General features: G+C 47.5%; 23 protein-coding genes. 12 read left to right on the forward strand and 11 right to left on the reverse strand.

The annotated features are described in order from the left end of the window. A partial coding sequence (locus AAX04_RS07030; RefSeq protein ID WP_156519740.1) for a hypothetical protein occupies positions 1-256 on the reverse strand: 256 nt, incomplete at its 3' end. A gap of 301 nt (positions 257-557) precedes the next feature. Here AAX04_RS07030 and AAX04_RS07035 point away from each other — a divergent pair. After that, on the forward strand, positions 558-1925 hold the full coding sequence (locus tag AAX04_RS07035) for a hypothetical protein (protein ID WP_066796103.1): 1368 nt from the start codon (positions 558-560) through the stop codon (positions 1923-1925). 189 nt (positions 1926-2114) lie between these two features. On the opposite strand, the gene AAX04_RS07040 is transcribed toward AAX04_RS07035, so the two are convergent. Both AAX04_RS07040 and AAX04_RS07045 read right to left on the reverse strand, forming a co-directional pair. Next, positions 2115-4505 carry an ABC transporter substrate-binding protein gene (locus AAX04_RS07040; protein ID WP_066796105.1) on the reverse strand — a complete coding sequence of 797 codons (2391 nt, stop codon included), beginning with the start codon at positions 4503-4505 and terminating at the stop codon, positions 2115-2117. 300 nt (positions 4506-4805) lie between these two features. After that, the gene (locus tag AAX04_RS07045; RefSeq protein ID WP_066796117.1) at positions 4806-6110 is read right to left on the reverse strand and encodes a heat-shock protein Hsp70; all 1305 of its coding nucleotides are present in this window, start codon (positions 6108-6110) and stop codon (positions 4806-4808) included. Positions 6111-6288: 178 nt separating this feature from the next. Here AAX04_RS07045 and rpl18a point away from each other — a divergent pair, with 178 nt between their 5' ends. From rpl18a to AAX04_RS07065, 4 genes are all read left to right on the forward strand, one after another. Further along, positions 6289-6543, forward strand: coding sequence for a 50S ribosomal protein L18Ae (rpl18a, locus tag AAX04_RS07050; RefSeq protein ID WP_066796119.1), 255 nt, complete (start codon positions 6289-6291; stop codon positions 6541-6543). Positions 6544-6545: 2 nt separating this feature from the next. Further along, the gene (gene pfdA, locus AAX04_RS07055) at positions 6546-7016 is read left to right on the forward strand and encodes a prefoldin subunit alpha (RefSeq protein WP_156519741.1); all 471 of its coding nucleotides are present in this window, start codon (positions 6546-6548) and stop codon (positions 7014-7016) included. Between the two features lie 2 nt (positions 7017-7018). Beyond that, complete coding sequence (gene ftsY, locus AAX04_RS07060; RefSeq protein WP_066796124.1) at positions 7019-7936, forward strand: signal recognition particle-docking protein FtsY; 918 nt, start codon at positions 7019-7021, stop codon at positions 7934-7936. A gap of 87 nt (positions 7937-8023) precedes the next feature. Further along, positions 8024-8392: a hypothetical protein gene (locus AAX04_RS07065; RefSeq protein ID WP_066796126.1), complete on the forward strand. Its 369-nt coding sequence runs from the start codon at positions 8024-8026 to the stop codon at positions 8390-8392. Between the two features lie 30 nt (positions 8393-8422). On the opposite strand, the gene AAX04_RS07070 is transcribed toward AAX04_RS07065, so the two are convergent. After that, the gene (locus AAX04_RS07070; RefSeq protein ID WP_156519742.1) at positions 8423-9181 is read right to left on the reverse strand and encodes an ABC transporter permease; all 759 of its coding nucleotides are present in this window, start codon (positions 9179-9181) and stop codon (positions 8423-8425) included. Further along, on the reverse strand, positions 9147-10004 hold the full coding sequence (locus AAX04_RS07075) for an ABC transporter ATP-binding protein (protein ID WP_369818415.1): 858 nt from the start codon (positions 10002-10004) through the stop codon (positions 9147-9149). Before AAX04_RS07075 ends, AAX04_RS07070 begins: the two co-directional genes overlap by 35 nt. 196 nt (positions 10005-10200) lie before the next feature. On the opposite strand from AAX04_RS07075, the gene AAX04_RS07080 reads away from it, so the two are divergent. Beyond that, the gene (locus AAX04_RS07080; RefSeq protein WP_066796130.1) at positions 10201-10974 is read left to right on the forward strand and encodes a nicotinamide mononucleotide deamidase-related protein; all 774 of its coding nucleotides are present in this window, start codon (positions 10201-10203) and stop codon (positions 10972-10974) included. On the opposite strand, the gene AAX04_RS07085 is transcribed toward AAX04_RS07080, so the two are convergent. The 4 genes from AAX04_RS07085 to AAX04_RS07100 form a co-directional block, all read right to left on the reverse strand. Next, positions 10971-12224 (reverse strand): NRAMP family divalent metal transporter, encoded by a 1254-nt coding sequence (locus AAX04_RS07085; protein ID WP_066796133.1) that lies wholly within the window; start codon positions 12222-12224, stop codon positions 10971-10973. The two genes, AAX04_RS07080 and AAX04_RS07085, sit on opposite strands and share 4 nt — an antisense overlap. A 77-nt stretch (positions 12225-12301) precedes the next feature. Next, positions 12302-12952, reverse strand: a complete 651-nt coding sequence (locus AAX04_RS07090) for a hypothetical protein (protein WP_066796136.1) — start codon at positions 12950-12952, stop codon at positions 12302-12304. Then, positions 12953-13537 (reverse strand): TATA-box-binding protein, encoded by a 585-nt coding sequence (locus AAX04_RS07095; RefSeq protein WP_066796138.1) that lies wholly within the window; start codon positions 13535-13537, stop codon positions 12953-12955. A 176-nt stretch (positions 13538-13713) separates the two neighbouring features. Beyond that, entirely contained in the window at positions 13714-15258 is a 1545-nt protein-coding gene (locus tag AAX04_RS07100) for a hypothetical protein (protein ID WP_066796140.1), read from the reverse strand. A 203-nt stretch (positions 15259-15461) separates the two neighbouring features. Between AAX04_RS07100 and AAX04_RS07105 the strand changes: the two genes are divergently transcribed. The 5 genes from AAX04_RS07105 to AAX04_RS07125 all read left to right on the forward strand — a co-directional run bounded on the left by AAX04_RS07105 (position 15462) and on the right by AAX04_RS07125 (position 20422). Then, positions 15462-17018, forward strand: a complete 1557-nt coding sequence (locus AAX04_RS07105; RefSeq protein WP_066796142.1) for a type II/IV secretion system ATPase subunit — start codon at positions 15462-15464, stop codon at positions 17016-17018. A 35-nt stretch (positions 17019-17053) separates the two neighbouring features. Continuing rightward, entirely contained in the window at positions 17054-17620 is a 567-nt protein-coding gene (locus AAX04_RS07110) for a GMP synthase subunit A (protein WP_066796144.1), read from the forward strand. A gap of 96 nt (positions 17621-17716) precedes the next feature. Then, positions 17717-18853, forward strand: a complete 1137-nt coding sequence (locus AAX04_RS07115) for a GMP synthase (RefSeq protein WP_066796147.1) — start codon at positions 17717-17719, stop codon at positions 18851-18853. A 37-nt stretch (positions 18854-18890) separates the two neighbouring features. Beyond that, positions 18891-20075 carry a fucose isomerase gene (locus AAX04_RS07120; protein ID WP_066796149.1) on the forward strand — a complete coding sequence of 395 codons (1185 nt, stop codon included), beginning with the start codon at positions 18891-18893 and terminating at the stop codon, positions 20073-20075. Between the two features lie 140 nt (positions 20076-20215). Next, positions 20216-20422 (forward strand): hypothetical protein, encoded by a 207-nt coding sequence (locus AAX04_RS07125; RefSeq protein WP_066796151.1) that lies wholly within the window; start codon positions 20216-20218, stop codon positions 20420-20422. 8 nt (positions 20423-20430) lie between these two features. On the opposite strand, the gene AAX04_RS07130 is transcribed toward AAX04_RS07125, so the two are convergent. Next, complete coding sequence (locus tag AAX04_RS07130; RefSeq protein WP_066796153.1) at positions 20431-21603, reverse strand: DUF763 domain-containing protein; 1173 nt, start codon at positions 21601-21603, stop codon at positions 20431-20433. Between the two features lie 152 nt (positions 21604-21755). On the opposite strand from AAX04_RS07130, the gene prf1 reads away from it, so the two are divergent. After that, positions 21756-22892, forward strand: coding sequence for a peptide chain release factor aRF-1 (gene prf1 / locus AAX04_RS07135; RefSeq protein ID WP_066796210.1), 1137 nt, complete (start codon positions 21756-21758; stop codon positions 22890-22892). A gap of 35 nt (positions 22893-22927) precedes the next feature. Here prf1 and AAX04_RS07140 read toward each other — a convergent pair whose 3' ends face one another. Beyond that, positions 22928-24808: an aldehyde ferredoxin oxidoreductase N-terminal domain-containing protein gene (locus AAX04_RS07140; protein ID WP_066796155.1), complete on the reverse strand. Its 1881-nt coding sequence runs from the start codon at positions 24806-24808 to the stop codon at positions 22928-22930. Between the last annotated feature and the right edge of the window lie 171 nt (positions 24809-24979).

Here is a 24979-nt window from a genome sequence, read left to right on the forward strand (position 1 = left end):
CACCCTCCTTGGCTAGAAAGTCCTCCAAGTCATCAATACTCCTAGCGTAGTATGGGGTGAACTCCGCGTCCGGGTAAAGAGCCTTAAGCCTCCCCAAAACCCTAGACTCAAAACCCTCAAACCACTTAAAGGAGGCCTCAAACATGGATTCAACATCCTTAGGCACATTACCCTGAAGATACTTGAAACTGGGCCCACCCGGGAAGCCAACAGCACCAAGCGGAGGCTCCAGGAAAACAACAGGCAGGCGAACCATAACTCAAGGCCCCTTAAGCATTTTTAAGCATTAGCTACGGCTACTACTTACGGTAATTTGGCAATAACACTCGATACATCGAATCACAGCACAAAACCATAATAACACTCAAGTCTCAACACTGCTGGGTTGCATTCAAGGACATCTGAAGCCCATTGATCCTCGGAGTGTTGAGCATTAATGTTGCCTAGGCGCCTGGATTCACTAAGCCAGTTGCATTAAAGGCCAACTGCCAATTAGAGGTTAATATTGAAGCCATGGAAGAGGGTGATGCTTATTAGGGCTTTGGGGGTTTGGTGTTATGCGTGTTTCGCCCCTTGTTGTTAAGCCTGTGCTACTGTACTCCAGGTATGTTAGGGTTGGGTTGAGTAGTTGGAGGAATTGGGGTGATGGGCTTGATGTTGATGGTGAGGTTTCTAGGATTAACGGTGAATTGGCCTCACTCAAATCCTCCGTGGGTGTCCCTGTTGAGTTTAGGGGTGTTTCAGCAGTTAGTAGTTTAAGTGATATTGAGGGTGTCTTGGGTGAGGTGGATTCAAGTGACGTTGTACTGCTTTACGCAGCCGGTGGTTGGGTTGAGCACATTAGGGCCTTGGCCTCAAGGAGGCCTACACTCGTCTTCCTTAGGCATAGGAGTGGTCATTACTACCTTTGGCATGAGATCATACACGCACGCTTCATAAGGATGAATGTTAGTGATGAGCCTGCCCAACCCTGGTTGGGTTACGATGACGTTGTTGTTGATGACTACGGTGAGTTGGCTGTTAGGCTTAGGGCCCTCTACGCCCTCAGGAATATGAGTGGTTTGAGGGTTGTGAGTATTGGTGGTGTTGGTGGTTGGGAGGTTGGGGCTAGGGCTGCTGAATTGGCTAGGGAGGTGTGGGGTTTAGACATAGTGACTGTGCCCTACAGTGAGCTTGAGGGTGAGGTTAAGGCTGTTGAGGCGAGTGGTGAGGCCATGGAGTCCGTTAAGAGGTCTATGGGTCATTACCTATCCTCAAGTGGCTTAACGGTTAAGGTACCTATTGTTAACGTTGAGAGGGCCTTCATACTTAGGGAGGCTTTACTGAGGATTATGAGGAGGTATAATGCCGATGTGGTCACGTCACCAGGCTGCATGAACACGATTATTAAGATAGCTAAGACTCCACCATGCCTAAGCTACAGTGTGCTTAATGATGAGGGTTATGCTGGTATTTGTGAGGGTGACTTCGTCGCAATCCCAGCATACCTACTGCTAAGGCTAATAACAAGTAAGCCAGTATTCTTCGGTAACCCAACATACCCACACAACGGCGTAGTCCTAATGGCGCACTGCACAGCACCAAGGAGGATGAGTGGTGTTGAGCCCGAGCCAGCTGAGGTTGTGACGCACTACGAGTCCGATGAGGGCGCTGCTATAAGGGTTTTAATGAGGAAAGGCCAGTTAGTCACGGTGGTTAACCCAGCCTTCAACGGCAGGGTGTGGGTAATTTTCAGAGGTAAGATAGTGGACACACCAACATACCCAGCATGCAGGACACAGGTTGAACTTCAAATTGAGGGTGACTGGAGGAGGCTAACCAGGGAGTTAAGGGGATTCCACTGGGTAATGGCCTACGGAGACTACGTCAGGGAGGTGGAGTACGCATTAAGGAGGAGGGGCGTAGAACCAGTAGTAATTGAATAACGCTCGAATAACGTTATGGAATCAACCTTAAAACTAAGCATCATACTCGATTATTGCAGCAAAGCCTTGAAGAAAAGAAAATACCCATTTCAAGACACCAAGCCATTCAACCTCCCCTGCCAGGTTAGAAGGGAAGAAGGAGAAGAGATGAGGGAAATTTTGATTTTGAGTGTTGGGTTTAACCTATGTTCACCTTCTTCTTAATGCTATCAAAGCAGCCACCGCCGCAACAACAATCACAATAACCACTATTCCTGCTATTAAGGCTGTGCTTATTATTGGCTTTGTTACGGTTACTGTTGTTGCTGTTGTGGTTGTTGATACTGCAGTGGTGGTTACTGTGCTTGTTACAGTCGCCGTTGATGTAACAGTGCTAACAGCAGTAGTCGTCGTGGTAGTGGTTGTCGTTGTCGTGGACGTGGTGATTGTTGATGTTGTTACTGGCGTGTACGTTGTGTGGAAGTATGAAGCCACACAAGCCTGCAACTCAGGATCCGGCGTTGGCAAACCAATGAAAGCTGCGAATTGAGGCGTCTTAGTCCAAAGACTACCATTAATAATCGCTTGGGCTAATGGTGGTATCTGACCTGGAGGAGCGAAGGCACCCATGTATGAAAGTAAGCTGTAGGCATCCTTTATGCCACCCCAGCCGATGCCGAATTCGTACTCCGTGGAGTACGCTGCCATTGTGTACTTGGGGTTTGACACAGGCATGCAGGTTAACGCCCATGATGGGTCAACGGCATCCTTAGGATACACGGCGGTGCCTATCTGCGCCTCACCGATTTGTATTGCAGGTACCCAGAATTCGAACCATGAGTAAAACACCTTAATTAAATTGTAATACGTGTCAGTACCTGGGGTAGCGGCTGTTATTGCGTTCTCCCAGTTTGTTAGGTTTATGTAGCCGAATGTTGAGTTCACGCACCAGACTATGGTATTGTTAGGTATGGGTAGATTAGTCGTAACCGGCTGGCAATACCAACCAGTAATGTGATTATCAACAACGTTCGGGAATGCAAAAGGCACAGTAGTACCTGGCGCACACCACGCCCCAGTGAATAGTGTGTAGGCAGTCCACTGGGCTATCGTGTAGTATATCCAAAGCGTATCCACACCACCCTTATTACCACCAGCGAAGACGAAGTCCACGGAGTCCGGTAGCTGGCATGATGACTCCTCAGTGTAGTATGTGGCCGTTTCTATTTGAACTATCTTAGTTGGTATACCGAATTTAGATAGCTCAGCGGCGATCTCAGAGCTCATGGTTAACCAGTCGAGACGCCCATCTGTGTATAGTGTTAACGTTAGTGGCGTCCCATTAGGCAGATACCACTGCCCATTCTTATAATATAAGCCAGCTGACTCAAGCAGTTGGGCTGCATAGGTCCAATTAACAGTATAATTAATCACAATGCTCCTAATACTCTCAGGGAAGGTTAAGTACAAACCAGGGGCAACATTAGGAGCTGGCATTGGGGCTAGGATCCAGTAGGGTAGGTAAACCACCCCCACTGGGCCCCATGTTAATATTACAGCGGTTCTGTTTATGACGTATGCGATGGCCTGCCTAACCTGAGGAATATTCCACGGGTAGTAGAGTGGGAGAGAGGGGCCAATGGCTGATATGTCAGGCATTATAACGAAGCCGTATAGGCCGGTCTTGTTCACGGTCTGGAGTATTGAGTATGGTGCAGCCCAACCGAACACGTAGAAGTCCTTATGTGCTATCATTAGGCCTGCTAATTGCGAGTAGCTTGAGAAGGTTATGAAATTCTCCAGTTCAGGGTAGTACTGCCAGGTGTGGTACGGATACACATCATTCCATGAGGCCAGGAGCGGCTTACCATCAAAGTACTCCGGCTCAAGCTTAACAGTTATGTAGTTTGAGGTAACGCTCGTAACGTAGTATGGGGCAAGGCCCCAGTAAGGCGCGACGAACTCTGTGATGTTTTTGCTGTACGCCAAGGCCTCACTGGCGTTCATGGTCTGAAGCTTCTCAACAATGGGCCTCCAAACTGGCCATGGGGTCTCAATCCAGGTTATCAACATCCATATCCACTCCGTTGGTGACCAGTAGTCAAGGTGGAACTCTATGGTGTAGTTGTTGAGGACTATGATGTCCTTGTCGGCGTTCTGGGGGCTGATCCAGGGAGCCCAGCCGCTGAAGGCCTTGGCGCTTATGTAGAACTGGGCATACACATCCCATGCGGTGAACGGTATCACCGCTGAGCCATTGAACCAGTAGAGGTTATGCCTAAGGTAAACTATAATCGTCCTATTCTGCGGAATCACCTCCCAGGACTTGGCCAGTATAGGCAGGAACTCGTTGGTGGTTGGGTTAAAGGCGGCTAATGGGGACCATGTACCAGCTGGGTACAGTAGGTTACCTGGAGCCCACGGATTCCACCATGGAGCCGGCCAGGGGGTGACCAGGTAGTAGTACCAGGGTGCAGTGACCTCAAGGGTGTATGTTGGGTATGATTGTTGGGCATTGGCAACGTTAATGCTTAACATAGCCACTGAGACTACTACCATGGCCGTGGTGAGTAGCAGGTAGAGTATTTTACTACCAGACATAGTACCATTAATCGCTTAGGGTTTTTAAGTTTTATTCAAAGAGTAGTAATATTTAAAAAGTAATAACTCAGTTATCTACATAATACTTGTCCATGTGCTATAAGTTAAATATTTGATCATCATTTAGGGAGTCAGCTTTCTTGGGTACCTTGGTATTAGTGATGCAACTTTATGCCGTGTGTAGTTGAGCGTCCTGAAAAGTAGAGGTATGGGAGAGGATTTATAGTGTAGGCTAGGTTGAAGGCTTGGTTATTAACCTGGTGGACTAGCTTATTATGATTAATTACCGTGCCTAGACGGTTAAAGGAAGTACCACCCTTCCTTTGTTCTCTCATTCCACTTGACGCTCAGCGGTAATGCGTAACCGTACACTATCGCACCCTTCCAGACGCTGAACTGTGGGTCGTTAACCAACTTAACGTTAACCCTCTCGGCTAGTTCTGGTGATATTTTACTAATCATTATTTTAACCTTCTCGGGACTTGTAACTGCAACATCCCTAAGCCCCTCAGGTGGTGTCTTCCAGTTGAATGAACCACCACTGAGTATCACGTTCTCAAGGACCTTATCCTGAATCTCAACTGGCGTCCTCCTGACGCTGTTTATTATGGCGTCTGATAGGCTCATCTCCCCGTGGAACACCATGTCACCAACCGTAACGTCCTCTATACTTAACCTACCCTGCTGAGTGTAGCTCCTGAATATTTCGTGGGTTGGGTTGAAGAGTATTTCACCTATCAGGAACCTCATCCACGAGTACTCCTTAAGCTCAATGGTGACGAGTGGGTTGACCTTAACCGAGGCCGCGAATTTGCTGGGCTCCTCCTTAGCCTTCTTAATGGCCTCATCAAGGTCCCTGGGTATTAGGCCAATCTCCCTTTTAACAACCTCAACCACGTAATCATCCTTAGCTAGGTCACTGTAGCCGGCGTCCTTAAGAATCTCCCTTGTTATGGCGTTGGCCTCAGCCCCACCCCTATTCAGGGCCACTATTCCATCCCTAATTGGGCCGTAGCTTATGGGGACCACCTGGGTATTGCCGTGGCCAGCTTCGATGACTATGCACGTGACGGCCTTCTCGGCTATGGCCACCGCGAAGGGTTGGTCAATTATCGTGACGGCCCTCACGGCCCCACCCCCAAGTTCCCTATTAACCTCACTGTGCACCTCGATGAACCTCTCCTTCATGTAGTCTGGCGCCAGGGCTGATAGGGCCGCCACCACTAGGAACCCCTTATAGTCACCCTGCCTTGAGGCCTCCGTGTGGAATTGGGATAACGTGAACCTGGTCATCTCCTTGACAACCCTCCAGGCATCCTCATCCTCCCTCCTAACTATGCCGTCGTGCAGTGGGTACTTCAGGTTCCTTATTGCGTCCCTAAGTGAGCTGAGGTACTTCGAAACCTCGTCACCCACCACAACACCTCTACTTAACACGTCCCTAGGCACCAGCAGCTTCATGCTCTCGGGCAGATCCCTCAGTAGGAGACCCCTGCTTGGCATTATCCTAGGTACCTCACCCAGGGTTATTGGGCCGTATTTGAAGTAACCCGTGCCGTAGTCCTCAGCGTACACGAACCTAGCCTTATACTTAACATCCTCCACAGAAGTGATAGGGGCCCCTCCTTAAAAACGATTATGCCTCATTCAGATCCTTTTACCTAAGGTAACCTATCGGTCAGCAGCTAAGCTGCTTAATGCTAGGTTTGAGTCTAAGTCCCCTTAGGGGAGGTGGATTGAGCTGGAAAACTTATAAAAGTCCGGTATTGATGCTGAGTTGATTATGGCTACGGTTAAGGTTTACGCGGTCTCAGGACGATTTAAGGACAGCACCAACACCTGGAGGAAATTTAGAATTGAGGTTACTGCCATCAGTGAGGCTGAGGCTAGGGAGAAGGTTTACAGTAGGATTGGTGGGAATCATAAGGTGCCGAGGGGTTTGATTAAGATTGAGTCCGTTGCCGAGGTTAAGCCTGATGAAGTTAAGGATAGGTACATTAGGCAACTGCTGAGTATGGATAGGCTAGTGGTGTGGTGATCATGAGCCAGGGGGGCAGGTTAGTGATAACCCAGGATCAACTTGAGGAGTTGGCTGAGAGGTATAATGAATTGGTGAGTCTGGTTAACACATTGTCGCAGAACTTAACCGTGGTTAACATGACTATTAATGAGCTTAACAATGCCAAGGCAGTTCTTGAGCAATTGGGCAAGGGGGCTGTGAGTGACTCCTACGTCACGATAGGCAGCGGCGTGTATATTAAGGCTGACGCTAAGGACAACACCAGGGTACTTGTGGATATTGGGGAGGATTACGTAGCGGAGATGCCCATACAGCAGGCCATTGAGTTGATAAATAATAGGCTTAATGAACTTAACGCAACCAGGGAGAGACTTGAGGAGCAGCTTGCTCAGGCCATTAGGAGCAGTAATGAGTTAAGGGACCTGTTAACGGCCATATACGCTTCACTTGCCCGCCGGCAGGGTACAGTAGGGCCTAAGGCTGGTCCATAGCCATGTTCAATAAGCTTAAGTCAGCCTTCTCAAGCTTAGCCAAGGCAATTGAGGATGCCGTAACCCAAAGGGAACTTAATGAGTCTGACGTGGAGGAAATACTCAGTGAATTCGAGAACCAGTTAATTGAGTACGATGTAGCCCTTGACACCACTGAGGCCCTTATCAACGAGTTGAGGGGTAGGTTAATTGGGGTTAAGGTGCCTAGGTTCGGGGACGTGGGAAGCCACGTTAAGGTTCTCATAAGGGATTCGTTAATGAACCTACTATCCAACATACCTGACGTTGACTTCATGGACTTCATAGGTAAGGTTAGTAAGAGGCCCATAGTGCTCCTCTTCCTGGGTCCCAATGGGTACGGTAAGACAACTACCATAGCAAAGTTAACGAACCTACTCCTCAAGAGGGGTATGAGGGTTGTTTGGGCTGCTGCGGATACCTATAGGGCTGGGGCTGTGGAGCAGTTGGAGGGGCATGCGGCTAGGCTTGGGGTTAGGGTCATTAAGCACCCCTACGGGTCTGACCCAGCCTCAGTGGCCTATGATGCAATTGAGCATGCTAAGGCTAGGGGTATAGACGTTGTCATGGTTGATACGGCAGGTAGGATGCACACGGATAGGAACCTAATGGAGGAGTTGAGGAAGGTTCACAGGGTTTCGTCGCCCGATGCGTCAATACTAATAGTGGATGCCTTGATGGGTAACGACGCCGTTGAGGTGGCCAGGACATACAGCAGGTACATCCCGATTGACTTCATCATAGTCACTAAGGTTGATGCATACGCCAAGGGCGGCGTCATATTGACCTTGCTTTACGAACTTAAGAAGCCTATAATATTCCTGGGCACTGGGCAGGGTTACGACGACCTAAGCAAGTTCAGCAAGGTTAACTTCATAAATGCCCTGCTCGAGGCGGATTAACAGCCCTAATTACAATCAGCTTACAATCAGCCAATTCACGATGCGCCTAGACTTCATGTTTAAAAAGGGTCACTTGCATGACCATTGATGCTTAAACCAGGTGTACTACTAGCCGTGGTTAGGGTGATTGAGACAATAATGGTCATCGCCATTATGTACCTCTACGGCATCAACGCCTTAGCCTTCCCATACATTATAATACCAATGCTGACGTTACTACTAGCCATAATATTTCTCCTGGTTAAGCTTGTTCAAGTTATGATAGGCATGGAGCCTACGACGGCCCAAAGACTAATGCTTGTTGTGTTGGTTATCGACCTATTGGTTAACCTTTACTTGGTTTACCTAAGCATGGTTACACTTAGCCTAGTCTACATAATGACGCTGTACATGATGTTCTTCATAAATGTATCAATAACCCTAGTCCTAATAGCCCTCTACGCCAAGTTACAGTGAAGCCACTGTTAAGTGTTGGTTAAGGTAATGTTACTTAACGCTCCTCCACCTTGACTTACGAAATGCGATCATCGTAAACACCAGCGCCTCGGCCAGTAGAATTAGTACACCTAGTCTAATTAATGTAGATGGGTAATTAACCTTCAGCATTAGGTACTGTAGTACTGTGGATGCTATGCTGACTGGTGATACTAGGGCTATGTATGGTGTGGGTAGTAGGTAAGCTGGGTAGAATACCGGAGGTAAGGTACCCAGCAGGAAGCCCAGTATCCCAGACAGGGACCAGCCATACCTGACATCATTCAGAAGTGTTGATAGTGTGAAGCCAAGCATGCTTGCGGCAATCCACTCAAGGGCTAGTACCGATATAGCGAGTAGGTAAATTGATGCGGGTTCACGTAGCATAGCCTGTATAAGCAGTATGAACACTGCTAAACCCGGCAGGGCATACGTCAGTTCGGATAGGGCCAGGCCGAGCGTGTATGATACTGGGTTAAGCCTGGTGTTCAGCAGCATTGACTGGAACTTCAATTCAAGCCTCAGGTAAGTTGCATCGCCAATTATCGTGAAGCCGCCACTTGAGCTAACCGCCATTGCCAAGCCGCCGAGTAGGCCAAAGTACATGTAATGTAATCCACCGAATACCGTCATAATCACCACTATGGATATTGGGGTTAGGAGGGAGGAGACAAGCCAAAACGGCTCCCTAACCACAGCCAGCCATCCATATAGCCAGGCAAAGACAACTACCAGCTTAATCTGAGTCCAAATCGCCTGAAGCCTCATCATTGGACCACCCACCCACAAGCCTAATAACCACATCCTCAAGGGTCTTCCTCCTCACAAGCGCCTTACCACCCATTTTAGCGTACTCCCTAGCCACCAGCGAGGACTCCTCACTTGAATTAACGTAAACGAGGTACCTGTTGTTCAACTTGACGTAACTGTAGCCCTCAAAGACCGGTTTATCCAGGCCATAGGCCTCGACGACGTACTCACCCTCAACCTTACTGAGAAGTTCATCAACGGTCCCCCTGGTTACCACGGATCCATTATCCATCACCACAACTTCATCGCTTAGGAACTCGGCCTCCTCAATGTAATGCGTGGTCAGCACCACCGTTGACTCGCTCTTAAGCCTAGCCAACGCATCCCACACACTCCTCCTACTGAAGACGTCGAGGCCAGTCGTTGGTTCGTCTAAGAATATCAACTCGGCACCACTGGCCAGGACCATGGCGACCAGTGCCCTTCGCTTGTACCCACCAGACAAGTTATTCATTACCCTATTCCTAACTTCCCATAATCCAAGCTCCTCAAGCGCTCTCCTAGCCTCAAACCTGGCGTCACCTATTGAGAACCCCCTGAAGACTAGGTATGAGAAGACGAGTTCGTAGGGCGTCACGAAGTATATGGGCTTAGCCTCCTGGGGTATTGAAGCTATCCTGTGCCTAACCCTCTCAGGGTTCCTTAGGGCATCCTCACCAAGTATAGTTAACCTACCCCTACTTGGCTTAAGCTCAGTGGTCAATATCCTAACCAGGGTGGTCTTACCAGCGCCATTAGGCCCCAATAACGTAACTAACCTACCTCGATCAACATCTAAGTCCACATCCCTCAATGCCCACTTAACGCCATCGTATGTCTTGCCTAGGCCCTCCGCTTCAACTACTATTCCATTAGAATCAACAAAAACAATTAAGCCAGCGTTAATAAGGGTTTCGCGGCATTATAGCGTTAAAGAGTGTTCACGGCTATGTGAAGTGCCTTGAGAAACCCTTAATACCCTCTTAGGCCTCTTCTAGACCATGAAAGCCTACGTAATCACGGTTGGTAACGAGATACTTAAGGGTAGGACGATTAACACCAACGCCGCCCACATTGGTAGGGTGTTGACCTACGCTGGCTACGACGTTATTAGGATGGTTGTTGTTCCCGATGATATAGATGAGATTGTGTGGGCCTTCAGGGATGGCATAAGCAGAGCTGACCTTGTGGTATCCACAGGCGGCCTCGGCCCAACCTTTGATGATAAGACCGTTGAGGGGTTGGCTAAGGCCCTTAATCTTGAGCTTGAACTTAACCAGGAGGCGTACAGCATGGTTAAGGGTAAGTATGATAGGCTTGGCGTTGAGTTAACTAGAGAGAGGGTTAAAATGGCCTACATGCCCAGAGGCGCAAGGCCATTACCAAACCCCGTGGGTACAGCGCCGGGGGTTTACCTTGAATACAGTGGTAAGAGGATTATAGCCCTCCCAGGTGTCCCAGCTGAAATGGAGGCCATCCTAGACGAGGTGCTCCCGCAGATAAGGGTGCCAGGTAGGTACTACTACGAGGAGTCGGTGACCATAAGGGGCATCATGGAGAGCACGTTTGCGCCCATAGTCAGCGAATTAATGAGGGCTAATGCTGGTTCAGTCTACATTAAGAGCCACCCAAGGGGCATAGAAATAAGTAAACCAACCCTTGAGATCGAGGTTTCTGCATCAGGCAGTAGTGAGGATGAGGTTAAGGCTAGGGTTAAGGAGGTTATTAGGAGGATTATGGAGGAGGCTAGGAGGATTAACAATGAATGCTGCTAAAGGGCGCCAATAATGGCGTATGCCCCAAGGCCCAGTATTAGGGCCGTTAAAATGTAAAGCACAACGGCCCTCAACCCACCTATCGCATACCTACCCACAACATCCCTACGTCTCGTTAAGTCTATAAGCAGCACCAGCGGCATGGCTAAGGCTATGGAGTTGAACACCATTACGTCGAGTATTACCTGGGCTAGGTTTGGGGTTACGAGCACTGTTAGGGCTGCTGGAATAACCTCAACTGCGAAGAAAGCGTAAAATAACTTAGCATCCCTAAGCCTATACCTAAAGCCGGCCTTTGAACCCAGGTACTCGCTCAACCCATAGGAGAACCCCATGCTTATCACGAATATTGCCAATAGGGCTGCGGCTACCATACCCACTGAGGCTACGTATAGCCAGGCAGCTCCCATAATCATTTTTATTGACATTAATGCCGATTGAAAGCCGTACAAGTCACCGTTATTGATCCTGAGTGCAAAGCCCACCACGACCCCTGCAACCATTAAAGCTTCACTAACCACAGAGCCAACGGCGGTTTCAAATCTCTCATGGGTGTAGTGCTGTGGTTTCAAGCCCTTGTCCACTATGGCTGAGCCCTGGTAGTAAAGCATCCACGGCATTATTACGGCACCTACGTTGGCTGATAGAAGTAGTACATAGTCCTCATCACCATACAACCTGGGGTTAATAATCCGGGTTAGCGATTGATATAGAGCATGGGGATTAATACCTATTATGATGAATGCAGCCAGGTAAACCAGTATGAAGGCTGATGTGGCCAGAAGGATATTCTCAACCCTCTTATATGACCCACCAAGCATTATGACTACTGTGTGGAAGACTAGGACGGCTAATATTGATACGGCAACTGGTATGCCGAATAACCTGCCCACTGCTGCTATTGATGCGTATTCACCAATGTACGCAGCCCCATCTATTGCCATCATCAGCACCAGTGATGCTAACGCAATCCACTTACCGTAAACATCCTTAATAACCTCACCTAACCCCTTACCACTACCGATGGCTAACCTTATTGTTAATTCTTGGACTAGGTAAAGCGGTATGGTTAGTAGAATTAGCCATGGTACCATTAGGTAGCCTAGGGAGTAACCACTCTGCATTGCCGTTAATATGCTTGGTGCATCAACATCAGCCAGCATAACAAGCCAGCCTGGCCCAAGAATACTCCAAATTAATCTCCTAGATTTATCAATTATTGCAGCTATTTTATTAGATGTGGCTAACATAATTTAGACTGAGGATTTAGTCCTAAATAAACCTAACCCCATAAAACCAGGATCGGTGAATCAACGTGCGAGGTAACTTACCTAATCGGGGTGTAGATTGATAAGTCCATGCTTGGGCAGTTTAAGGCACAGTCCACTGGGTCTGAACACTCGCAGTTAACCTTACCACCACGGCAAAACACAGCATTAACAGCAATAAACCTTGATACAAGCTCAACGTTACTGAATATCACGTTCCTCACGTTGTCCATGGGTATGTTGTATATTAAGTATTCGTCTAGGTTGCCGTGCTCGGGTATGTATAGATTTATCGACTTAATGCCCCTTAAAACCACGTGAACCGTCGACGAGGCTTCATCCCTGGTGGGCTCCAGGTAGAGGTCACCGTTAATGTAGTCGTGTGCAATTAAATATGTGCTGGGTCTAACTACATACGACACATTGGCGGGTCTCAGGGAGTTGCTTAAAGCCTTAAGGAGACTTGGTGACTGATCCATGGACTTGATTAGGACCCATTCAGCATTATGAATAACATTATTTATTAACCTCCACTGATTCACTATGAACCTACCACTGGCCCTTAGCATTATTCTCCCACCCTTAATTACAGGGTAAGCCTCCTCTAACTCGGAGTCCTCTACTTCATAGATTAAGTTATGGCTAAATAGGCTACCGAGCGCCTTCCTCCAATTTAATGCAACGTATACATTACCCCTTATGCACGTCATCTACGCCTCCTCATACTGCTGCTCCTCCTCAACAACATACAGTGCCTCCACTTCCTTTAACTTGTCGTATAATTTATGCACAGCCACCGACACATCAGCCTCTTTCTTAGCCCCAGTGCACACTATCTTGCCTGAACTGAACACGAGGATAACCACCTTAGGGTCACTCATCCTGTATATTAAGCCTGGGAACTGCTCAGGCTCGTACATGGAGTTCTCCAGCAGTAACGCCGCCTTCTCAATATTTACATCGGCGTGTAGGTTACCTGAGGCAACTATATTTTGGACCTGTATCTCAGGGTCATTCTGAATCTGGGCCCCACGCTGGTTAAGGGTCTTAACGAGGTATTTAACCGCCCTCTTCAACTCCTCCTCGCTCTTAGCACCCGTACAAACCATCTTACCAGTCCTAAATATTAATGCTGAAATCTTAGGTCTCTGGAACCTTAATATTAAACCTGGGAATTGATCAGGGTTATACTCGGCAGCGGGTAAAACTTCGGCAAGCTTCTCAAGGTCTAGGTCAACCCCTAGGTTTACGGTCGCCACTATGTTCTCTATCCTGTACACTGGCTCCTTCGGCATTTTAATCTTATAAATGTTTTTTAAACCTCTTAAAAACCTTTCCCCCAAAACAACCATACCCCTGGCGCGCTGTGTATCAACTGCCCTGTCCTAGAGGGGTGGGTTTTTCGCTTTTGCCCCTCCTCGCCTCCATGCTGGGTGTGTGGCTCCACGGGCACACCGGTGACCCCCCACCCCTAAGGGTGGGGAGAGGTCATAGCCCTCGAATTAGCGCCTGAAATATACCTAATTAACGTAACTAATAATGACCTCAAGTTGCTGGAGCAGATCAAAGCCACTGCTAGGTACGTTACTGATGTTAACACTGCCCCGGCGGTAACTCTAATTAACTCGGCAATAGCTCCTCTGACGGGTGGGTATGCTGATAACATTAGTGCGGATTCAACGTAGGTTAACACGGATGCAGCTATGGCCGGCGCCGCCACGTCAGTAATAATTAACCTGGCCCTAATGTTTAATGGGTGCCTAGTCCTCAAGCGCGTAAACCTGTATATTAGGCTGACCACTGTGGATAATATTGAGGCTAGTAATACACCAGTGATTACTGGGGATGGTAACTTGATGGCGCTGGATAACTCTATCAGTGGGTATATTGACGCCACATACACTACCGTTAGTATGAACTCGGCGAAGTGGGCATGGAAGACCAGGCTACCCACGTACGTCCTAAACGTCACCTCACCGTTGAAGTCAACCCTATCCACACCCTGCATAACCCATGAATAATACTGGTTAATAATTGAGATCAGCGTTGACACCGCCAGTAGGATCACTGGTACCCTCAGGTACTGTATAAATGAGTAATCCTGTGGCCTAAGGAAGTAGACGATGTACGGTTCGTAGAGTATTATGAATAGGGAGAGCATTATGGTTACGTTCGTTAGAATCAGGAAGTCTACGTAAAACCTCCTCTCAAGTTCCTTACCGCTTAACAATTCACCATAGGTTACGTTGATAATACCTGAGGCTAAACCCAACGCCTTACCTTGAACTGTTAGAACCTGCCACATGGCGTTATCAAATACTCCACCAACGTAACCTATTATTATGGAGTCCATACTCCTTAGGTTACCCGCACCATACCCAATCAACGGCACCCATGAAGCCGCCAAGGTCTCCCTAAGGTACTTACCCAGCGTGCCTATGTTGCTTAGTTTACCTATGATGAACGTGAGGCCGTAGGCGGCTGCAGAGAGGGTTATAGCCACTGATGAGACTAGGACTGAGAACAAGCTCCACCCACTGTACATTATGTAAACTATGGATACTAACTTAACAACCGCTGTCACAAGACCCATCCACTGAAGCCTAACCCTATCAATAACCGTGAGGATGCTGCTTACGTAACCCTGCAGGTAACTGGCGAAGGTTGAGGCCACTGTTAGGTAAGCCACCTCAAGGTAAATTTGCCTAAACCTCCACGAAACCCCAGTAACGTAGAGTAACGCTATAAGGGACCCCAATAGGCCTGATAATAGGTATAGAGTTAGCATGTGGATGCTTGGCTTACCATCCCTAGCAGTAACCCTGGAGGCCATGAAGGACACTATGGTTTGTATTATCAAGCCCGTTATCACGGCGCCATTGACTATATTAAGGACCCCCAGCGAGGAGGTCTCAAGCTTCCTGGTTACGAGTAGGGAGAATGTTAAATTGGCCAGTAGCGACACCGCCGTTGTCAATAATGCAAGTACCCTAACCTTAACACCCTCCCTGCTCATTCAAGTTCTAATAACCTAACCACCCCTCAGTTAATTAAGTTATTTCAGCAGTATGCATTTTGCGTGATCTCGATCCCTTAGGCGAAACCCTCTACATGATTAGTGGTTCACTGGTTTAGTTCGGGAGATGCCTCATGTATTCTTAGTGTCCTCTAAGTAGGACAGTAAAGTATTAATACTCTAGCTCTATACATTAGTGTAATATGTCTAGCGTTAGCCTTGGTTTCGAGAGGATAATTGACGTTAAGGGACAGTATAGGTTGATTGAGAGGTACCCGTTGAATGAACCCTATGCATACGCTAACATAATGGAGAACACGGAGACGGGTTCAATAATGTACTACGTCGATGAGATCTCCCTAACACCCAGCGAAAGGAGGATTTACGGTGAATTGCTGAGATTCGTAATGGATGAATTGCCCCCACCTGAAAACATAACGAACACAGGCATGGTTAGGCAGTTCTTAGCCAATAAGGTTAGGGAGGTGGTGCGTAGGTACAGGAGGTACCTTAGGTTATCACCCAGCGAGCAGTCCACACTGGCCTATTACCTTGAGCGTGACCTACTGGGCTTTGGCCCAATTGACCCATTAATGAGGGATGAGAACATTGAGGATATTTCGGCTGATGGCGTTGGGAAACCTATCTACGTTTACCACAAGGAGTATGAGAGCATACCCACGAACATCATACCGCTTAGCGATGAGGCTATAGATGACTTGGTCGTTAAAATGATACACATGGCAGATAGGCATGTATCCGTGGCAACACCCATCGTGGATGCCCAATTGCCGGATGGGTCAAGGATAGCGGTAACCTATAGGCGTGAAGTTTCGCCAGGTGGATCAACCTTCACCATAAGGAAGTTTAGGTCGAATCCATTCACCTTCACCGAACTGGTCATCAATGGTATGATCAGCCCTGAGATAGCGGGCTACTTCTGGACGATGATGGACTACCACAAGTCGTTCATGGTTCTAGGGGTTACTGGTGCGGGGAAGACGACCTTCCTAAACGCCATGGCTACGTTCATCAGGCCGAACATGAAGATCATAACCGTTGAGGAGGTTCCGGAGGTTAAGCTACCGCATCAAAACTGGATTAGGCTGGTGCCCAGGTTATCCTTTGGGCCGCAGAAAACAGCTGAGATAACAATGTTCGACCTGGTTAAGGCGACGCTAAGGATGAGGCCAGATTACCTAATAGTCGGTGAGGTTAGGGGTGAGGAGGCTTATGTCCTCTTCCAAGCAGTTGCAACAGGCCATGGGGGTATATCTACCATGCATGCCGAGAGCTTTGAGGCAGCTAAGAATAGGCTGCTAAGCCCACCCATGAACATACCCTTAGCCTACATACCATCAATGAACATCTTCATCATGATTAGGAGGGTTAGGATTATGAAGGATGGCCGTGAGAGGGTTGCGAGGAGGGTCATTGAGGTTAGTGAACCTGTGCTTAACAATGGTGATGTTGAATTCGTAACCGTGTTTAAATGGAACCCCACAGTGGATAAGCATGAGGCTTACCTGGAGAGAAGCGTCTTGGTTAAGGATATTGCAGAGGAGAGGGGGGTCAAGCCGAGCGACGTCATTGATGACATTAAGACTAGGGCTGCCATAGTCAGGTGGATGGTTGATAACAATATTAGGGAGTTGGATAGGGTAGCTAAGATAGTTGAACTATTCTACAATAAGCCGGACCAGGTACTATCAATGGTTACGGGGCGCCCAACTCAGCAGTTAACCGCCCTGGTGCGTTAAGCTTAAATAATAAATCGTCTAATCATATATGGTATATGGCGATTATAGGTGTAGTCAACTTCGGTGGACAGTATAATCATCTGATTAAACGTAGACTCGAGGACATGGGCTTCACGGCTAGGCTAATTAACAGCATTGAGCCACTAAACGTTATTACAAGGGAACTAGACTGTCTAATAATAAGCGGTGGTTCATGGAATATACCTGGTGATTTACCAAGGCTAGGTAATGCACCGAGGTATGTGCTTGAGTTCCCAGGGCCGGTATTAGGCATATGCCTTGGCCATCAATTGATGGCGTATGAGTATGGAGGAGTGTTGACTAGTAACAGGCCAGAATTTGGTGGTGTTAGGGTAACCATTGATGATGAGGATACTATACTTAGGGGTGTTGATAAAGAGTTCACAGCGTGGGAAAGCCACAATGTGAGTGTGGAGAGAGAGCCGGCGGGATTCACTGTACTAGCCCACAGTGGTACCGTTAGGGTTCAGGCGATGGCTAATGAGAGGATTAGGAGGTATGGCGTTCAGTTTCACCCTGAGGTTAAGCATACTCAATTTGGTGACGTCATATTGAGGAACTTCGTTGAACTGTGTCGTTAATTCCAGCATTATTTATGAGATTATTTAATGCAAAAAGTTAAAATATTCACCTCTAAGTCAACGTAAAGTTTAAATAAAAACCTGCAAGATAGACTCATGTTCACTCCCGAGGAATTCACCAAGGCAATCATTAACGAGATTAGGGGGCTGGAGATAAGGTGCGCTGTGGCCGCCGTTAGTGGTGGCGTGGACAGCACCACCAGCGCTGTGATAACCAGGCTTGCGATTAATGATAAGCTAATACCTGTTTTATTCGACACAGGCTTCATGAGGATTAATGAACCCGTTGAGGTTATTGAAAGTTTAAGGGGATTACTGCCCATAAGGCTAATTGACGTTAGGGAGGAGTTCTACAGAGCAATGATGGGTTTATCAGATGCTGAGGAGAAGAGGGTGAGGTTTAGGGATACTTTCTACAGCGCCTTATCTAAGTTAGTTAGGGATAATGGCTGTGATTGGCTTGTTCAAGGAACCATAGCCCCAGATTGGATAGAGACTGTTGGTGGAATAAAAACCCAGCACAACGTGTTAGCGCAGATAGGTATTGAAACGGATAGGGTTTACGGCTTTAAGCTACTTGAACCCCTCAGGGAGCTTTATAAGGACCAGGTTAGGGCCTTAGCCAGGTTCCTCGGTGTGCCGGTTAGCATAGTTGATAGGCAGCCATTTCCAGGCCCAGGTTTAAGCATAAGGGCAGTGGGCTTGTTAACAATGGAGAAGCTTAATGTTGTTAAATGGTCAACTAAAATTGTTGAGAATGGTCTTGCCAACCTTGGTTTAAGCCAATGGTTCGCCGCGGCCTGGGAGGATGAGAGGGTTTACGATGAGGAGTTGAGTAGGAGGGTTAAGGACCTTGGACGCGGCTTAACCGTGGAGACCTTTAAGGTTAAGGGTACTGGGGTTAAGGGTGATTCAAGGGAATATGGCCGCATCGCCGTTGTTAGTGGTGAGTTAAATAGGTGGGGTGTCGTCTTCAACCTGTACCCCAGGTTAACCTACGGTACGGATATAACACACGTCATATATGAGGTAAGCAATGGAGGGGTTAAGGGAGGCAAATTCTTTGTTACCATTAGGGCCGTCACGACATCAGACTACATGACCGCTGATGTACCTAAGCTCGGTAGGGATATTTTAATTAAGGTGGCTGAGGAGTTAGCTAAAAACGACTCAGTGAGTTCAATTGGGTTTGACGTGACGCCTAAGCCACCGGCAACTATAGAGTTCGAGTAAGGTTAGTTTAATTAAGCTGAGCTGAACTGATAAAACCATGGGTAAGGTTAAGGTAGTAGCCTTTGCCTCACCGCTACATAGAGGTAGGGTTAGTGTACCTAGTGGTGTGGATGCAGTGGTTTACAGTGAGGATGAAGCCAGCGGTATTAATGTAGGTGACTCGACACCAGTCCTACTGATCCTTTCTGGAGGTGTTAGCAGAATGATTAAACACTTTGCTGCTGCTAATAAAATCAAAAATGCGGTGTTGCTATCTTACCCATCTAACAATAGCCTAGCCTCAGCCTTATCAGCCAGGTCAATGCTTGAGGGCGAGGGGGTTAATGCATTGGTGTATCACTTAAGTAGTTTAAGTGAATTGCAGAAAATTGTTAATGCCATTGAGGCTGTGTTGAGGATTAATGGCTCAAGGGTAGCGTTAGTGGGCGTAGGTGACAAGGGTCCTATTGGGAAATCCTTTGAGGATAGGTTTAACGCAAGGGTCGACACCATACCAATGAATACCTTTGAGGACCTTGTGAATAAAGTTAAGGTTGATGAGGCTAAGGCATTCATAGACGACATACTTGATAGACTCGTCTTCGAGGTCCCCTTAGATAAGTTGATTAACGTGGGTAAGGTTTACGTTGCATTGCTCAACATGTTTAAGGTCTATGATGCCTTAGCGTTAAACTGCTTCCCATACCTAATAAAGCATGGGGTGACCCCATGCCTAGCGTTGGCTAAGCTTAACGAGGAGGGTAAGCTCACGGCGTGTGAATACGACTTAAGGTCACTGTTCCTAATGATGCTGCTTCACCCATTAACCGGGTATAGTGGGTGGATAGCCAACATTAATGATATTGAGGGGAATTTAGTGCGCATGTCGCACTGCACAATAGCGTTAAACATGGTTAAGTCGGCTAGGGTGGTTACGCACTTCGAATCCGGTAACCCATACTCAGTATCAGCCAAAATAGACGCAAACATGGTAACAGCGGTTTCTGTTTCGCAGGACTTCAGCAGGGTATTCGTGTTTACAGGTGAATTAGTGAGGTCGGGTAGCCTTGGTATGAATGCTTGCAGGACGCAAGCCGAGGTTAAGGTTAACTTCGATGCCTCAACCATACTTAACCATGCGCCGGCTAACCACCATGTCATCGTCCCCGGTAACCACGTTAATGAGGTGTCGGTGTTCTCAAGGCTACTGGGGGTTGACGTGATTAGGTACGAGAAGCTTTAACAAGCTCAACATGACGCTGAGGAACATGGCCTAAATCTATATAGTATATATTCATTATTGGGGTGTATTTATAGGATCCACCTAATAAACCAGTAAGCTATATAAATCCTAACCTGGATGATGCACCTGAGGTGAGAAGAATGAGCATAAGGGGGTCAATAAAAACCATAAGTGGTAAACTAGGGGCCATGGGGAGTCAGTTAAATGGCGGAAGCAGCATCAGCACTAAGGTAGATGAAGCATCGGCACTAAGCGAAACGAGGGAAACCATAGTAATACCGCTGTTTAACCCATCTCCAATAGTGCTATTTTACGATGAGAAGGATAGGACGTATAAGGTTGCGTGATTTAAAAACTAATAAGTTGGTTTAACCAGGTCAACAGGTAGGTTAAGCTTTTTAGCAACCCTAGCTAGGTGCCTTAGGTATGGCTTTAGGCCCCCATCCCTCTTAATGCTATCTACCAGCCTACTTAATATATCTATGACTGCGTCGTAAACTTCCCTGTTAATCGGGTATGGTGACCCATCCTTACCACCCAGGGCGAAGGTGAACCTCCTCGGATCAAGGTTAGCTGGATCGTTCCAGTCAACTGGGGCTTCATAGATTAACTGTGCTATTAGGGCTAGGGCCAGCATTGTACTTGGGCCTAGGCCATTGGTGAGCAGTAGGTCCCTGAAGTTGTAGGTTCCCCTAGCCCTCCTTAGGGCATCTTCATTAATGTTTAACTCTCTGTTAATGATTACGTTTAGCCTTGGATTATAGTAAGTCTGTTCCCAGTCTTTACCCTCGTCATTTATGTAGCTTAGTATCGATCTATTACCACGACTCTTGATGATGGCTTTAACCGTAGCTAGATCCCTACTCACCTTGTTTAAATCTTGGCTAACGATGTCGATGATTGTTGAACGTGCCTTTTCACTAACGCTACTCACCATATTAAGGGCGCCGTCGCCCTTCACCCCCACAATACCCTCATGTGGGTTGTTGATGAAGTTCGTCTCCATCCACCAATGATACCTCCTAGCATACTTGGTTTCTGGGTTTAACCCCTGCTGAACAATCGCCCATGTACCATCCTCACCAATGATCATGGCATGGTGGTACAGCCTATGCCCATCCTGTAGGGCGACGTTATCAACCTTAGCCACAAGCCTTGACGCCGTTATTAATTCATCCGGGTTTATATTGAACTTACCCTCAAGGCTCCTTATCTCATCAGGAACCTTTAACGCATGCTCCCCCTTACCCCCAACAACCTTGATCCCAACGTCAACCGATTTTAAGGCCACCTTAAGGGCTGCGGTGGTTATGGTCGTGCTCCCTGATGAATCCCAATCCATGCCTATTATATTGTTAAATGACTGGAAGAATATGGGATTGCTGAACATTTTAATCGTCCCTCTAACCCCATATTCATCAATCATTAGGTTAATTATTAATGAAGATAACTTAGTCATTCTGCTGAATAGCCAGGGTGGTACATGCCCCTCGTGTAGTGGTAAGTCAGCTACCCCGGTTAACCCCATACTGTTGTTAAGGGTTTCTTACCTTAATAAACCATTTCTTTAATTACCTCAAATCTGCGTGGCCTATAGCCTAAAACGTGGAGATCGTGCTGGGAAAGGTTTATAAACCCATTAATGATGGTGGTGATGGTGTCTTAGGTGGACGCGCTGGAATAACCGATGGAGAAGAGTTAAAGGTGATAATCCAGTTGCTGAAGAGGTATAGGGGATACGCAACAACGTTGATCTCACTTTACATTAATGGCGATAGGCCAATACCCGATGTACTCAACATGCTTAGGAGTGAGTGGTCTGTCGCAAGTAACATTAAGGATAAGACCACGAGGACTCATGTTCAAGACGCGTTGGAGAGGATAATAAATGCACTGAAGGGCACCGCTAAGGCCCCTCCCAACGGCCTTGCGGTGTTTGGGGGCTTCCACATGGAGAAGCCTGGCAGCTACAAGTGGGTTATGTATGCTGTAATTCCCCCATATAAAATCAACACCTACAAGTACGTGTGCGACACTCACTTCCACACTGAGCTACTGGAGGACATGATATCTGCATCATCCTCAACCTTCGGCATAATAGTTATTGAGAGGGGTGAGGCTGTTATCGCCCTGCTTAAGGGTAGTTACTGGGAGATTGTCGATAAGGTTGAGTTCTTTGTACCCAACAAGCATCATGCAGGTGGCCAATCAGCACTGAGGTTTAAGAGGCAAACCGAGCACTTGGCTGAGACATTCTATAAGCTCGTGGCCGAGGATGCCAACAAGATACTCCTACAGATACCGAACCTCAAGGGGATAGTTGTAGCTGGTCCAGGTCCGACAAAGGAGGATTTCCTTAAGGAGGGTGGGTTAGACAGTAGGCTCATGGATAAGGTAATAGCCATAGTACCTGCATGCTGCGCCGACATCAGTGGTGTCCTTGAGGCCATTAGGGGTGCTGAGGATAAGCTCAAGGAGACGGAGTACGTTAGGGCTAAGAAGCTTATGGAGGAGGTGATGTATATAGCCGTTAAGAAACCTGACTACATAGTTTACGGTAGAGATAACGTGATGAGCGCCATCGAGAAGGGTATAGCTAAGGTGGTGCTGATAAGCGAGGATGTAGGGGAGGATGAGATATTTAAATTAACCACAATGTTGAGGGGCAGGAAGATAGAGCTAGTTGTGATACCGAGTAGTGTTGAGGAAAGCCTAACGTTAAGTAAGACCTTCGGTGGCTACGTAGCCATCTTGGCTACACCATCATGGATAATTAATGAGTGGGAGGAGGCTAATTCCGAGTTCAATAATCAATAACCCGATGATTGACTTTCATAATTTTAAACACAGCGTCACGCAACGTTAAGCATCCTATCTAAGGTGGCCTTATACCTATTCCACCACTCAACGTAATCATTCCACCCCTTAAACTCCCACTCCTTGGATCCAATCTCCCTTGCTAATGCAGACACCACGTCGGCAGCCCTCCTGCTCTCCCAAAGCACCGGTTGGGCATTCGCCTTAATGGAGTACTCGGCTATCTGCCTGTAAATATCCCTGTTGGGCTTCATGCCCGTGAATTCGCCGTACATCTTATCCAGTATTGGTTCAGCCCACCCCCTGTGGAATCTGCATATACCTGCGTCGTCGATTAAGGCCTCGTTGATGGCTCTCTCCAGGGCTGACTTGGCATAGTCCTCGGGCTTCATGAATGTGTTGGCGTAGTTAGTCCAATACCTACCAAGGACATACATTGGCGCAACCATGCCGGGCGTCCAGTAGAAGTTCGGGGTTATGTAGCCTGATTCACCGTATGCGACGTAAACCACTAGGTCGTTGAACGACTTACCGGTTGAGTTGACCCTATCCCTGAACATCTCGTTGAGTCTCTTAGCAGCAACCCTAATGCCGTTATCAGCTATTATCGATAGGACTTGCGTTGACTTGTTAATCAGGTTATTGATTAATTCACTGGCCAGCTTAGCGTTCTTAGGCGAGTCCTTTTCAGGGTTGAATTCGAGTGGGTCAAAGACCGGTTCGTCGCTTAACCCAACCTCCTCAGGCTTGAGTAGTCTATTCTCAATTGAGTCGAAGACCCATGCCACCACGTGCCCCATCTCAATGGCATCGAAGCCGTATTGGTCTATTAGGTCGACTAGCTTAACGGCTTCCTCAAATATGTAGTTGCCTATGAATGGACCTGCGGCGTGGAATGGCTCATAGTCAACCTTCTTGCCCCTCCAAACCTTCTTACAAACTACCGAACACCCGAAGTCGCCGCAGTTGTACCAGGACTTACTCTTGACGAACACCTCATCGTTGAAGGGCTTCCAGAATAGCCTAATTATCTCCTCAACGTGCCTGGCCCTAAGCTCCCTAGGCATGTATATTGACTTATAGCCGAAGAGTGGCAAAAGCTCCCTGTAGTGGGGGTAATTCACGCCGAAGGTGCCGCCCGTCCCCATGGTTGGGTCGAACCTGTACTTAACGGTCTTCTCATTCATAACCTGGATAAACGGCTTCTTGAAGGCATCCATACTTAGCTTGTTTATTAGGTTCATGTCTGTGACTTTAACATACCTAGCCTTAACTGATCCACCAGCCACTATGGCGACCAAGTTATGCCCCCTAGCCATCACGGTACCTGGGCCACCCCTAGCTGCTGTATCCTCGGCACCGGGTTTGAAGGCGGACTTCCTTGGGTCAACATCTATTGAGAACAACGCGCCATTGTATGTCCTTAAGGCAGCCTCACCGACAACTATAGCCCTCGCGTTGTACTTAACGAAGAAATCGTTGTACTTGTCCATGAGGTACTTGGTGAAGGCGTAGACTCCACTATAACCACCGTAGGAGTACACTGGGTTAACATTCTCCAGCTTAACGCCATCACTTGATATGAATAGTGCCGTTGGCTCCCTGGCACGGCCGGTCACCACCACGGCATCTATGCCTGACCCCATGAACTTATAGGCAACACCACCAATTGCAGCAACATGAATAGTCCTAGTCATTGGGCTCTTAAAGACTGCTATAACCCTATGGACACCCGGTAATTTACCACCAACAAAGGGCCCTATGCCCACTATGAATGGTACACTTGGGTCAAGTGGATCCTTATCCCAGGTTCTCTGATCACTAAGCACCCTAACACCTAGTGTTATTGGGCCCTGCGCCTCAACAGTATCAACCTTCACATCCCCAGTATTCAGGTTAACGCTAAGTACCTTCATGAATCTAATTAACTATCACATACCCTATAAATCTTTATATTATTACCTGTACACTCAATTTCACTTAATACATTTATCTATATAAATTATTTACCACAAAATACTCAATGTAGTATAGCCCTGGTAAAACTGGAGTAAAACTTATTAACCATATAGAGTTTAATCAATCCC

It is taken from the genome of Caldivirga sp. MU80 (assembly GCF_001663375.1).
Taxonomy (GTDB): Archaea; Thermoproteota; Thermoprotei; order Thermoproteales; family Thermocladiaceae; genus Caldivirga.

Bases quoted from the DNA above. Each gene is read 5' to 3' on its own strand.
- AAX04_RS07035 (WP_066796103.1), top strand. From the start codon at position 558: ATGCGTGTTTCGCCCCTTGTTGTTAAGCCTGTGCTACTGTACTCCAGG.
- AAX04_RS07040 (WP_066796105.1), bottom strand. From the start codon at position 4,505: ATGTCTGGTAGTAAAATACTCTACCTGCTACTCACCACGGCCATGGTA.
- rpl18a (WP_066796119.1), top strand. From the start codon at position 6,289: ATGGCTACGGTTAAGGTTTACGCGGTCTCAGGACGATTTAAGGACAGC.
- pfdA (WP_156519741.1), top strand. From the start codon at position 6,546: ATGAGCCAGGGGGGCAGGTTAGTGATAACCCAGGATCAACTTGAGGAG.
- ftsY (WP_066796124.1), top strand. From the start codon at position 7,019: ATGTTCAATAAGCTTAAGTCAGCCTTCTCAAGCTTAGCCAAGGCAATT.
- AAX04_RS07065 (WP_066796126.1), top strand. From the start codon at position 8,024: ATGCTTAAACCAGGTGTACTACTAGCCGTGGTTAGGGTGATTGAGACA.
- AAX04_RS07070 (WP_156519742.1), bottom strand. From the start codon at position 9,181: ATGATGAGGCTTCAGGCGATTTGGACTCAGATTAAGCTGGTAGTTGTC.
- AAX04_RS07080 (WP_066796130.1), top strand. From the start codon at position 10,201: ATGAAAGCCTACGTAATCACGGTTGGTAACGAGATACTTAAGGGTAGG.
- AAX04_RS07085 (WP_066796133.1), bottom strand. From the start codon at position 12,224: ATGTTAGCCACATCTAATAAAATAGCTGCAATAATTGATAAATCTAGG.
- AAX04_RS07090 (WP_066796136.1), bottom strand. From the start codon at position 12,952: ATGACGTGCATAAGGGGTAATGTATACGTTGCATTAAATTGGAGGAAG.
- AAX04_RS07095 (WP_066796138.1), bottom strand. From the start codon at position 13,537: ATGCCGAAGGAGCCAGTGTACAGGATAGAGAACATAGTGGCGACCGTA.
- AAX04_RS07100 (WP_066796140.1), bottom strand. From the start codon at position 15,258: ATGAGCAGGGAGGGTGTTAAGGTTAGGGTACTTGCATTATTGACAACG.
- AAX04_RS07105 (WP_066796142.1), top strand. From the start codon at position 15,462: ATGTCTAGCGTTAGCCTTGGTTTCGAGAGGATAATTGACGTTAAGGGA.
- AAX04_RS07110 (WP_066796144.1), top strand. From the start codon at position 17,054: ATGGCGATTATAGGTGTAGTCAACTTCGGTGGACAGTATAATCATCTG.
- AAX04_RS07115 (WP_066796147.1), top strand. From the start codon at position 17,717: ATGTTCACTCCCGAGGAATTCACCAAGGCAATCATTAACGAGATTAGG.
- AAX04_RS07120 (WP_066796149.1), top strand. From the start codon at position 18,891: ATGGGTAAGGTTAAGGTAGTAGCCTTTGCCTCACCGCTACATAGAGGT.
- AAX04_RS07125 (WP_066796151.1), top strand. From the start codon at position 20,216: ATGAGCATAAGGGGGTCAATAAAAACCATAAGTGGTAAACTAGGGGCC.
- AAX04_RS07130 (WP_066796153.1), bottom strand. From the start codon at position 21,603: ATGGGGTTAACCGGGGTAGCTGACTTACCACTACACGAGGGGCATGTA.
- AAX04_RS07140 (WP_066796155.1), bottom strand. From the start codon at position 24,808: ATGAAGGTACTTAGCGTTAACCTGAATACTGGGGATGTGAAGGTTGAT.